This window comes from Aeromonas sp. QDB54 (genome assembly GCF_027707385.1).
Taxonomy (GTDB): domain Bacteria; phylum Pseudomonadota; class Gammaproteobacteria; order Enterobacterales; family Aeromonadaceae; genus Aeromonas; species Aeromonas hydrophila.
Window position 1 is genome coordinate 1 of the sequence record NZ_JAPCIT010000048.1, and the last position, 10887, is coordinate 10887.

The 10887-nt window shown below is 63.1% G+C and carries 10 protein-coding genes; 7 read left to right on the forward strand and 3 right to left on the reverse strand.

All coding sequences use genetic code 11. The features are described 5' to 3' along the window. Positions 1 to 123 precede the first annotated feature (123 nt). A complete protein-coding gene (locus PG881_RS23230) occupies positions 124 to 456 on the reverse strand; it encodes a cupin domain-containing protein (RefSeq protein WP_270803190.1) in 333 nt (110 codons plus the stop codon). A gap of 226 nt (positions 457 to 682) precedes the next feature. Between PG881_RS23230 and PG881_RS23235 the strand changes: the two genes are divergently transcribed. The 5 genes from PG881_RS23235 (at position 683) to PG881_RS23255 (ending at position 5914) form a co-directional block, all read left to right on the forward strand. Continuing rightward, positions 683 to 2041, forward strand: a complete 1359-nt coding sequence (locus tag PG881_RS23235) for an NCS2 family permease (RefSeq protein WP_270803192.1) — start codon at positions 683 to 685, stop codon at positions 2039 to 2041. Positions 2042 to 2272: 231 nt separating this feature from the next. After that, complete coding sequence (gene dhaK / locus PG881_RS23240; RefSeq protein WP_270803194.1) at positions 2273 to 3343, forward strand: dihydroxyacetone kinase subunit DhaK; 1071 nt, start codon at positions 2273 to 2275, stop codon at positions 3341 to 3343. 15 nt (positions 3344 to 3358) lie between these two features. Next, positions 3359 to 3988 carry a dihydroxyacetone kinase subunit DhaL gene (gene dhaL, locus PG881_RS23245; RefSeq protein ID WP_016352257.1) on the forward strand — a complete coding sequence of 210 codons (630 nt, stop codon included), beginning with the start codon at positions 3359 to 3361 and terminating at the stop codon, positions 3986 to 3988. 1 nt (position 3989) lies between these two features. Then, entirely contained in the window at positions 3990 to 4706 is a 717-nt protein-coding gene (gene dhaM, locus PG881_RS23250) for a dihydroxyacetone kinase phosphoryl donor subunit DhaM (protein WP_242797129.1), read from the forward strand. Between the two features lie 125 nt (positions 4707 to 4831). After that, the gene (locus PG881_RS23255; RefSeq protein ID WP_270803199.1) at positions 4832 to 5914 is read left to right on the forward strand and encodes a glycerol dehydrogenase; all 1083 of its coding nucleotides are present in this window, start codon (positions 4832 to 4834) and stop codon (positions 5912 to 5914) included. 95 nt (positions 5915 to 6009) lie between these two features. Here the strand turns inward: PG881_RS23255 and dhaR are convergent, their stop codons facing one another. Together dhaR and PG881_RS23265 are read right to left on the reverse strand one after the other, a co-directional pair. Beyond that, the gene (gene dhaR, locus PG881_RS23260) at positions 6010 to 7920 is read right to left on the reverse strand and encodes a dihydroxyacetone kinase operon transcriptional regulator DhaR (RefSeq protein WP_270803201.1); all 1911 of its coding nucleotides are present in this window, start codon (positions 7918 to 7920) and stop codon (positions 6010 to 6012) included. Positions 7921 to 7987: 67 nt separating this feature from the next. After that, positions 7988 to 8881, reverse strand: a complete 894-nt coding sequence (locus PG881_RS23265) for a LysR family transcriptional regulator (RefSeq protein ID WP_270803203.1) — start codon at positions 8879 to 8881, stop codon at positions 7988 to 7990. A 167-nt stretch (positions 8882 to 9048) separates the two neighbouring features. On the opposite strand from PG881_RS23265, the gene PG881_RS23270 reads away from it, so the two are divergent. Further along, entirely contained in the window at positions 9049 to 10167 is a 1119-nt protein-coding gene (locus tag PG881_RS23270; RefSeq protein ID WP_270803206.1) for an agmatine deiminase family protein, read from the forward strand. A 430-nt stretch (positions 10168 to 10597) separates the two neighbouring features. Next, positions 10598 to 10837, forward strand: coding sequence for a hypothetical protein (locus PG881_RS23275; RefSeq protein ID WP_270803208.1), 240 nt, complete (start codon positions 10598 to 10600; stop codon positions 10835 to 10837). Positions 10838 to 10887: the final 50 nt, after the last annotated feature.

Consider the following 10887-nt stretch of genomic DNA (forward strand, 5'->3'; position numbering starts at 1 on the left):
GTCGCGGGTTCGAGTCCCGTCCGCTCCGCCACTACTTAAGAAGCCCAGTCTAACGACTGGGCTTTTTTTCGTTTCCGACACAGCCATCATTTCCCCCGAATTGCCTTTTCTCCCTCTAGAGACTCAGTAAAACACGCAGAGCCAGATGGTGGTCATGTCGGGGTGGGTCCATTCCACCCTGTGTTTCTGGCGGGCGGGAATATTGATGTGGTCGCCCGGGCCCAGTTGTACCAGCTGCTGTTGCTGAGTCTGCGGGTCGATGAACAGCAGGCTGGCTTCCCCCTGTACCACCAGGATCCACTCATGCTCATCCTGATCGTACCACTCTCCCGGGACGGTGTGATGACCGTGGGAGAGGATGCGTTCGATCCGCAGATGGTTGGTGCTGACCAGATCCTGAAAGAGTTCGGTAGGCAGTGGCGAGGGAATATCGTTCAGCAGATTGCGCGTGTGCATGGGTATCTCTCGTCTGACAGTGCAAGTGGTTCTCTGCAGTATAGGAGCGAGCCTGATGGGTAAAGGTGAGATCCGTGACAGGCAGGCAAGCAAATCCGTGTCCGAACGAGAACGATTACGACCATTTTGATGAAAAAGTCAGGGAATTCGCTGCAATTCCGACAAATTCTTGCTATTTTGCGCGCCACGAAAGCAAACGATTTCCTTCACACTTTCAGGACAAGTTATGGCAAAGCAAGATATGGCCGCCCAATCAGGGAACGGCGGCTTTTTGGACTCTTATTTTTCCATTTCTGCGCGCGGCAGCAGCGTGCGCCAGGAGTTGCTGGCCGGGTTGACCACCTTTTTGGCCATGGTTTACAGCATCATAGTGGTGCCGAACATGCTGGGTGCTGCCGGTTTTGAACAGGGACCGGTGTTTGTCGCCACCTGCTTGATCGCCGCCTTCGGCTCTCTGCTGATGGGCCTGTGGGCCAAGCTGCCGATGGCCATCGGTTGTGCCATCTCCCTCACCGCCTTTACCGCCTTCAGCCTGGTGCTGGGGCAGGGGCTGAGCATCCCGGTGGCGCTGGGCGCCATCTTCCTGATGGGGGTTCTGTTCACCCTGATCAGCGTCACCGGCGTGCGCCAGTGGATCCTGGACAACCTGCCCTCCGGCATCGCCCACGGCACCGGCATCGGCATCGGTCTGTTCCTGCTGCTGATCGCCACCAACGGCGTCGGCATGGTGATCAAGAACGAAGGCGCCGGTCTGCCGGTTCAGCTGGGTGAAGTGACGGCCTTCCCGGTCATCATGACGGTGCTGGGTCTGGCCGCCATCTTCGGTCTGGAGCGTCGCAAAGTGCCGGGCGGCATCCTGATGGTGATCATCGCCATCTCCATTCTCGGCCTTGTGTTCGATCCGAAAGTGACCTGGCAGGGCTTCTTCGCCATGCCGAGCCTGACTGGCGAGAAAGGCTCCCTGGTAGGCAGCATGGATCTGCTGGGCGCCCTCAATCCGGTGGTGATCCCGACCGTCTTGGCGCTGGTGATGACCGCCGTGTTTGATGCTACCGGCACCATCCGTGCCGTGGCCGGTCAGGCGGGTCTCATCAACGAGCGTGGCCACATCATCAGCGGCGGCAAGGCGCTGACTGCCGACTCCGTCAGCAGCATGGTGGCGGGCGCCGTTGGTGGTGCACCGGCTGCCGTCTACATCGAATCTGCCGCCGGCACCGCCGCCGGTGGCAAGACCGGTCTGACCGCTGCTCTGGTCGGCGTGCTGTTCCTGCTGATGATCTTCCTCTCCCCGCTGAGCTACCTGGTACCGGCCTACGCCACCGCACCGGCGCTGATGTACGTCGGTCTGCTGATGCTGGGCAACGTCACCAAGCTGGACTTCAACGACTCGGTCGATGCGCTCTCCGGCATGCTGTGCGCCGTCTTTATCGTGCTCACCTGCAACATCGTTACCGGCATCATGCTGGGCTTCGTGGCGATGGTCGTCGGTCGTCTGTTTGCCGCCGAGTGGAAGAAGCTCAACATCGGCACCGTGATCATCGCCGTGGCGCTGGTGATCTTCTATGCCGGTGGTTGGGCCATCTAAGGCTCCCGGTTTACGTGAAGGGCTCCTGCGGGGGCCCTTTTTGTTGGCTGTGAGACGGCTAACAGTTTTCCTCATATTGGCTCCGCGTTGTTTCAGATTGAAACGCCGACCACCCTTCTGCTGTTTCAAATCCGAACCAAACTCCCGGTTATTTTTATCCTGTTTTCTGTCGTTAGACTGGCTCCATCAACCATCTGCCTACCCGTGCGGTGGCAAGCCAAGGAGTGAGCCATGAAGAAACTGATCAATGCCGTCGATGCCGTGGTCCGTGAACAACTGATGGGGATGGCAGCCGCCCACCCCGAGCTCAAGGTCCGTATCGAGCCACACTACATCACCCGTGCCGACTCCCCCGTGATGGGCAAGGTGGCACTGGTCTCCGGTGGCGGCAGCGGCCACGAGCCGATGCACGGCGGTCTGGTGGGCAAGGGGATGCTGGATGGTGCCTGCCCCGGCGAGATCTTTACCTCGCCGACCCCGGATCAGATGTATGAGTGCGGCCAGGCGGTCGACGGCGGTGCCGGCGTGCTGTTTCTGGTGAAGAACTACACCGGGGATGTGCTCAACTTCGAGACCGCGGTCGAGCTGCTGCACGGTGACGGGGTCAAGGTGGGTTTTGCCCTGATCGATGACGATGTGGCGGTCAAAGACAGCCTCTATACCGCCGGCCGTCGTGGGGTTGCCACGACCGTGCTGTGCGAGAAGCTGGTCGGTGCCGCCGCCGAGGCGGGCTACGATCTGGCGCGCTGCGAGGCGCTGGCCCGCCGCATCAACAACCAGAGCCGCACCATAGGCGTCGCTACCCACGCCTGTACCGTGCCGGCCGCCGGCAAGCCCTCCTTCACCTTGGCGGACAACGAGATGGAGTTTGGCGTGGGCATCCATGGCGAGCCGGGCATAGCGCGCCGTCCCTTCACCAATCTCGACACCCTGGTGGGTGACATGTTCAATGAACTGGCGGACAACACCCCCTATGGCCGTACCCTGCGCCACTGGGACAGAACCTCCGGCAGCTGGCAGGAGGAGCACACCTTCATCGAACCGTTCAACAAGGGCGATCGCGTCATCGCACTGGTCAACAGCCTGGGCGGTACTCCCATCTCCGAGCTCTACGGCGTCTATGGCCGTCTTGCTACCCTGTGCGAAGAGGCGGGCATCCATCTGGTGCGCAACCTGATCGGCCCCTACTGCACCTCCCTCGACATGACCGGCATCTCCATTACCCTGCTCAAGGTGGATGACGAGCTGATGACCCTGTGGGATGCCCCCGTTCACACCCCGGCCTTGCGTCGCGGCTGCTAAGGAGCCCTCATTCCCATGCTAAGCAAACATCAGATCGTCAACTGGCTGCTCGACTGCGAGCATATCTTCACCGAGCAGCGTGACTACCTCACGGCGCTGGATACCGACATCGGCGACGGCGACCACGGCCTCAACATGCAGCGCGGCTTTACCAAGGTGGCCGAGAAGCTGCCGGCAGTGGCGGACAAAGACATCGGTCAGGTACTGAAAACCACCGGCATGACCCTGCTCTCCTCGGTCGGTGGCGCCAGCGGCCCGCTCTACGGCACCTTCTTCATCCGGGCCGCGGCCAGCAGCGATGCCTGCCAGAGCCTGACCCTCGGCCAACTCGGCAAGATGCTGAGCGATGGAGTAGAGGGGATCGTCTCGCGCGGTCGCGCCGAGCCGGGTGACAAGACCATGTGCGATGCCTGGTGGCCGGCCCTGGCCGCCCTGCAGCAGGCGGAGCAGCAAGGCTTGCCGCTACCTGAGGCGCTGGACAAGGCGGTGGCTGCCGCTGCCGCCGGCACCGAGGCCACCATCCAGATGCAGGCCCGCAAGGGGCGCGCCAGCTATCTTGGCGAGCGCAGCATCGGCCATCAGGATGCCGGGGCCACCTCGACCCTGCTGCTGCTGACTGCACTGCGTGACAGAGCGAGGTTGTGACATGATCGGAATCGTAGTGGTCTCTCACAGCGCCATGCTGGCAGCCGGCTTGAAAGCGCTGGCCGACCAGCTGGGCAGCCCGGCGAAACTGTTGCTGGCGGCCGGGGTCGATGACCCCGACCACCCCATCGGCACCGACGCCATTGCCGTGATGAGTGCGATTGAAGAAGCGGATGACGGCAGCGGCGTGCTGGTACTGATGGACTTGGGCAGCGCCCTGCTCAGCGCCGAGACCGCCCTCGAGCTGTTGCCCCCGCAGCTGAGTGCTCGGGTACGGCTCTGCCCGGCCCCGCTGGTCGAAGGCACCCTGGCCGCCGTGGTGGCGGCCGGATCCGGTCTGACGCTGGACGAGGTCGCCGCCGAGGCGCTCGGTGCGCTGGGCCCGAAACAGGCGATGCTGACGGGCAAGGCGGAGCCGCAGGATGTTGAGGCCGCTCCTGCCCCCGACGACGGTTGGCTGCGCTGCGAGGTGGTGGTGGACAATCCCCACGGCCTGCACGTGCGCCCTGCCGCTCGCCTGGTGGCGGCACTCAAGCCTTTTGCCGCAGAACTCAGGTTGCAAAAAGAGGATAAAGAGGCCAACCCCCGCAGCCTGACCCGGCTCACCATGCTCAACGTGCGTCAGGGAGACCGGCTCACCCTGCTGGCGCGCGGGGAGGATGCCGAGGCCGCCTTGGCCTGCTTCCAGCAGCTGGCTGCGGAGCGCTTCGGCGACTGACGCCACTGTTGCAAGGCGCTGCACTCGCTCGCTGAGCCGGTGCAGCCCCATTCAAGACGAAGGAGTCCCCGGCACTGCTGCCCCTTCGCCCCGATTCTTAATAAATAAAGAGAGAGGGATAAAATATGGACCGCATCATCATCAGCCCCAACAAATACGTGCAAGGCAACGGGGCCCTCGCCAATATCGGCAACTACGTCAAGGCGCTCGGCGCCAAGCCGCTGATCCTGGCCGACGCCTTCGTCACCAAGCTGGTTGGCGATACCGTGGCCACCAGCTTCCACGGGGCAGGCATCCAGCCCGAATTTGACTGCTTCAACGGCGAGTGCTCCCGCCCCGAAATAGACCGCCTGCTGGCTCGCTGCAAGCAGACCCCGTTTGACGTCATCATCGGCATCGGTGGCGGCAAGACGCTGGATACCGCCAAGTCGGTCGCCTTCTACCAGCAGGTGCCGGTGGTCATAGTGCCGACCATCGCCTCCACCGATGCCCCCACCAGCGCGCTGGCAGTCATCTACACCCCGGAAGGGCAGTTCAGCGAATACCTGATGATCCCGACCAACCCCAACATGGTCATCATGGATACCGGGGTGGTCGCCCGTGCCCCGGTGCGGCTGTTGGTCTCCGGCATGGGGGATGCGCTCTCCACCTACTTCGAGGCGCGCGCCAACAAGGTGTCCGGTTGCCAGACCATGGCCGGTGGTGCCTCCACCCTGGCGGCCCAGGCCATCGCCGAGCTCTGCTACAAGACCCTGCTGGCCGACGGTTACAAGGCCAAGCTGGCGGTGGAGCAGGGGCTCTGCACCAAGGCGGTGGAAAACATCATCGAGGCCAACACCTATCTGAGTGGTATCGGCTTCGAGAGCTGCGGTCTGGCCGCCGCCCACGCCGTTCACAACGGTCTGACCCAGCTGGCCGAGTGTCACCACCTCTATCACGGTGAGAAAGTGGCGTTCGGTACCCTGGTGCAACTGGTGCTGGAGAATGCGCCGATGGCGGAGATCGAGACAGTGCTGGGTTTCTGTCGCTCGATCGGCCTGCCCACCAACCTGCATATGATGGGGGTCAAGGAGCTGGACATGGCACGCCTGATGGACGTGGCCAAGGCCTCCACCGCGGAAGGGGAGACCATCCACAACATGCCGTTCAAGGTCACCGCCGAGGATGTGCTGGCGGCCATCGTCACCGCCCACCAGCTGGGGCTGTAACCGCGCCACGGCTGACCTTGCCATATAAAAACGGCCCCGCATCTGCGGGGCCTTTTTGTTTTCAGCGAGCCTGTTGGCGACAGCTCTGGCCGCCGTCAACCGTGGTAGTCGGCGGGATCGATTTCGAGCAGTTTCAGCCGTCGCCAGAGGGTGGTACGGCCGATCCCCAGTTGCTGGGCCATCTGGCTCACCTGCCCCTTGCAGGCGTGGGCGCAGCGCAGGATGGCCTGACGCTCCAGCTCGGCCAGGGTGAGCAGCGGTTGTCCCACCACCTCGTCCACCACCAGCTGATGGCCGTGGCGAATGGCGGCTGGCAGCGCCTCGGGCGGGATCTGCGGTTGGCTGGAGTGAAGCAGGGCATGCTCGATGGCACTGCGCAGCTCCCCCAGGTTGCCGGGCCAGGGGTAGGCGAGCAGGCAGTCGAGAGCCGCCGGGCTGAACTGGCGCCCCGGCTCGCGCCCCTGCGCCCCCAGCTGCTGGCTGATGAGGCCGGGCAGATCCGCAGTGCGCTCGCGCAATCCCGGCAGCCACAGCTCGCACGCCTGCAGCGCATAGAGCAACTGCCGCCCGAAGTGCCCCGCCTGCACCTTCTGCTCCAGCGCGGCGCTGCTGGTAGCGATGATCCTTACCTTGAGCGGCAGGATGCGGGCCGAGTCGAAGCGCTGGAGGCGGCCGGTTTTGAGCAGTTGCAGCAGCGCCGCCTGCATGGGTGAGGAGAGGCACTCCACCTGCTCCAGCACCAGGGTGCCGCCGTGGGCCAGTTCGAACTTGCCGGCCCGCTCCTGTCCCGCTTCGTCGGAGCCCATCAGTTCCAGCGCCATCCGCTCGCTCGGCAGCGCCTGGCAGTTGAGGGTGACGAGCGGGCCGGCGGCCTGCTCGCTGCCGAAGTGGATAGCCTCCGCCAACTGGGCCTTGCCCACCTCCTCTTCGCCGCGCAGCAGGATGGGGCCCGGGCTTTGGGCCGCCTGCCTGGCGTAACGCAGCAGCTTGCGCATGGCGCTCGATTCCCCCACCAGCGCCGAGAGTTCGGGCACCGTCTGGCGCAGCTGATGGATGGCTCGCAGCCGATCGACCGGGTGCAGCAGCACGATAAAGCTGACGCCGTCCGGCCCGGGCAGCGGCTTGAGGCTCACCAGCGCACTGATGAACTCCGCCTCCTGCCCGCCCACCCGCTCCAGGGTTACCTCCACATGGCTCAGGGTAGTCTGCCCCTTGATGGCGAGCTGCAAGCGCTGGGGCAACAGCAGGTGCTGCTCCAGCGTCTGGCCGAGACAGAGATCCGGGTCGAGCCGCAGCCGCCTGGCCGCTAGGGCGTTGAGGTAGCGTAGCCGGCCCTGAGGATCCCAGGCCAGCACGCCGTCATCCATGCCGTCGAGCAAGGCGTAGAGCTCGCTCAGGTGGTGCTGGGACTCCTGCATCAGGGTCTCCATCTGCAGCAGGTGGGCCAGCTCGCGCCCGGCGCTGACGGTGAGCGCCAGATCGCCGGAGCTCGCTTCTTCCACCTTGCAGGTCAGCGCCATGATGGCGACCTGACGGCCATTGCTGTTGTAGACCGGGCTGGCGCAGCAGTGCCAGGGGTGCAGGGTCTGGTTGAAGTGCTGGGTACCGCTGATGCAGAGCGGCATCCCCTCCAGCGCGGCCAGGTTGATGGCATTGGTGCCGATCCGCCCCTCGCTGAAGAAGGCGCCGGGGCCAAACCCTAGCGCCGCCAGTTCGCGCAAGGTGTCGGGGTGGCCGGTCTGGGCCAGCAGGCAGCCGCTCTCGTCGGTGAGCAGCAGGGCGCAGGGGCGCCCCTCCATGAATTCGTAGAGATCCTCGAGCGCCATCTCGCCGGTGGTGAGCAGGTCGCGCTTGCGCTGGCGCAGGCTCTGCAAGGTCTGCCCCTTGGCGCTGTGGGGCGGATGCCAGAGGGTGGCGCTGGTCTGGTGGGCGCAGCGCAGCCAGGAGGCTTGCAGATAGTCAGGCCAGGCCCGGGCTGGCGGCATGGAGGCGGACAGGATGGTCACGACAAGATCCGGCAAAGAGACGAACGCCCATTTAACCACCCTTGCCGGCCCGATTCAGTGACCTGCCTCAGAGGGATGGCAAACCATCCTCGGCGGGAGCGGGGTCGGCAAACTGCAACTCAAGCCAGCGACAGAAGGCGCGGCACTCCGGCATGGTCTCGCTCTCCTGATGCACCAGCAGATGCCACTGCGGCCCCTTGACCCTGTGGGTAGAGAGCGGCAACAGCTGCCCCTGCTGACGAGCGGGACGGGAGAGCCGCTCGCTCACCAGGGCGATGCCGAGCCCCTGGCAGGCGGCGTCCAGCAAGAGGCCGGGATCGGAGAAGTTGAGCCCCCGGGTCTGCAGGTGCAGATCCTCTCCACCCTTGAGGGTCCAGTGGTGCCAGTCCAGCTCCCGCTCTCCGTGCAGAGTGGTGCGCTCTGCCGCAGGTAGCGCCAGCACGGCGGGGGCAGCCACCGGCAGCAGGTGGTCTGCCAGCAGCAGCTGGTGGCGGCACTCGGCCTGGGGAGCCAGTTCCCAGCGCAGGGCGAGATCGATGGTCTGCTCGGCCATGATGGGCTCTTCGTCGCTGGTGAACAGCCAGAGATCGACCTCGGGATGGGCGCGATGAAAGGCCCCCAGTCGCGGCAGCAGCCAGTGGCGGGCGAGGGCGGTGCTGGTGTTGAGCACCAGCTGGCTGGGCTTGCGGTACTGCTCCAGCCGCTGGATCCCCATCGCCAGCTGCAGCAGCACGCTCTGGGTGGTCTCCAGCAGATCCTGCCCCGCATCGGTGAGGGTGACCGAGCGCCCCTGCCGGTGAAACAGCGGCTGGCCCAGCAGCTCCTCCAGCGAGCGGATCTGCTGGCTGATGGCGGACTGGGTCAGGTGCAGCTCCTGCGCTGCCTGATGAAAACTGCCGAGCCGGGCCGCCGCCTCAAAGCCCCGCAGCACGTTGAGCGGGGGCCACTGCTTGAACACCATTGATTAGCTCCACTTATCACGTTTACGGAAAATCGATCGTTTGTTCACCATCCATGCTGCGGATAGTCTATTACTCAGCGTGATTCGATTAACAGCGCTTGTTTTTGATCCCCCTTTTGTTGGGCCCGGACGCTCAGGTTCGAGCCCGTTTTCACAGGAGTCATCTCATGTCATCCCGTCGCCATGTTCTGAAACAGCTGGCCGCCCTCGGCGCCTTGGTCGGGCTGGGTACGCTGCCAAGGGCCAAGGTCGCCGCAACCGTCGCCAGCTCGGCAGACGCCCGCTTCTACATGCCGGAAGAGTCGACGTTTCAGACCCGGGTGTGGGTTGCCTTTGCCGCCAGCGCGGCCATCTGGGGCCGCGATTACAAGGAGGTGCAGGCGACCATCGGCCGGCTGGTGCAGGCCATGGTGCCCTATACCCAGGTCAACGTGCTCTGCCGTGAAGCCGAACAGGCGCTGGCCCGCCAACTCTGTGGCGAGCAGAACACCCGCTTTATCGTCGCCGAGCTGGACGATATCTGGCTGCGGGATACCGGCGGCGTCTTCGTCCAGAACGGCGAAGGGGAGCTGGGGCTGGTGGATTTCAACTTCAACGGCTGGGGTGACAAGCAGGAGCACGAACAGGATGCGGGGGTAGCCGAGCTGGTCAGCCAGCAGGCCAAGGTCCGTTATCTGCAGAGCAAGCTGACCGGCGAGGGGGGCGGCATCGAGGTGGATGGCAACGGCACCGCCATCTTGACCGAGAGCTGCTGGCTCAACAGCAACCGCAATCCGGGGGTGAGCAAGGCGCAACTGGAGGCGGAGCTGAAGGCCAATCTGGGGCTGCGCAAAATCATCTGGCTACCGGGCATCAAGGGTAAGGACATCACAGATGCCCACGTCGACTTCTACGCCCGTTTCGTGCGCCCCGGGGTGGTGGTGGTCAATCTGGACAACGACCCCCAGTCCCACGACTACGAGGTGACCCGCCGGCACCTGACCATCCTCAAGCAGGCCACCGATGCCGACGGCAACAAGCTGGAGCTGCATGTGCTGCCGCCCCCGCTGGACGGGCGGGACAACCGTTTCAGCCGTAGCCGGGATTTTGCCGCCGGCTACATCAACTATTTGCCGATCAATGGCGCGGTGATCGCCCCCGAGTTTGGCGACAAGGCGGCCGACAGCTACTGCCACGAGCTGCTGGCCCGCCTCTATCCCGGCCGCGACATCGTGCTGATCAATATCGATCCGGTGGCCGCCGGTGGCGGCGGCATTCACTGCATCACCCTGCACCAACCCGCCTGACCCTCCCCTACCAATCGATAACCCGGGGCATTGCGATGCCCCGGGTTATATCGCCATGCCCATTCTTGTTAACCACGAGCCACATTACCCGCCGCCATAAATCTTGGCCCACTACGCCCTATGGGGTGTCACTTCGATCACACTCCTGACCTGTTCACAACTCCGAGGCCGTGTGGCGCTTTCCATTGCCGCCCCTTAAGTGTATTTTTGCCCGATGGTCAAAAGTAGAGCCAAAAAAGGATGCGTGGCGAATACGTTCAGCACCCGAGGCTGGCTGGTAATGTTGTAATTTAAAATAAACTTTTCGTAGCGGCGATCAGGGCGGTTCGGAGTTATCTGGAAGGCTCTATGAACGGATTAGTACCGCCCTCCATCTACTCACTTTTATAAACTTTACTAGCATATTGTTCCATCAAAAAGGTAGTTGTATATGGTTCTAGATATTCCAAGTAAGGATGATTTTTTCAACATGGGTGATTCGTTGTTGAATTCGGCATGGGACAATTTAATTGCTTTGCTGAAAGATTACAGCGAGTACAAATCTGTAAGTTGTGAAGATGGGTTTGAAAAAGCCTTCTTTTTGCATGCTAAACCAACGCTAATGTCATCATTTACACTTGTTCAGCAAGCTGTCGAGTTTTACCTAAGGAAGGTGCGAACAAGTCCCTGATATGAGATCATGTTTGTCATCTGGAGCCATGGAACAGGGTTCATCATGAG

Excerpts from the sequence above, each read along its gene's own strand:
- PG881_RS23270 (WP_270803206.1), top strand. The coding sequence starts at position 9,049 with ATGTCATCCCGTCGCCATGTTCTGAAACAGCTGGCCGCCCTCGGCGCC.
- dhaK (WP_270803194.1), top strand. The coding sequence starts at position 2,273 with ATGAAGAAACTGATCAATGCCGTCGATGCCGTGGTCCGTGAACAACTG.
- dhaL (WP_016352257.1), top strand. The coding sequence starts at position 3,359 with ATGCTAAGCAAACATCAGATCGTCAACTGGCTGCTCGACTGCGAGCAT.
- PG881_RS23230 (WP_270803190.1), bottom strand. The coding sequence starts at position 456 with ATGCACACGCGCAATCTGCTGAACGATATTCCCTCGCCACTGCCTACC.
- PG881_RS23275 (WP_270803208.1), top strand. The coding sequence starts at position 10,598 with ATGGTTCTAGATATTCCAAGTAAGGATGATTTTTTCAACATGGGTGAT.
- PG881_RS23265 (WP_270803203.1), bottom strand. The coding sequence starts at position 8,881 with ATGGTGTTCAAGCAGTGGCCCCCGCTCAACGTGCTGCGGGGCTTTGAG.
- PG881_RS23255 (WP_270803199.1), top strand. The coding sequence starts at position 4,832 with ATGGACCGCATCATCATCAGCCCCAACAAATACGTGCAAGGCAACGGG.
- PG881_RS23235 (WP_270803192.1), top strand. The coding sequence starts at position 683 with ATGGCAAAGCAAGATATGGCCGCCCAATCAGGGAACGGCGGCTTTTTG.
- dhaM (WP_242797129.1), top strand. The coding sequence starts at position 3,990 with ATGATCGGAATCGTAGTGGTCTCTCACAGCGCCATGCTGGCAGCCGGC.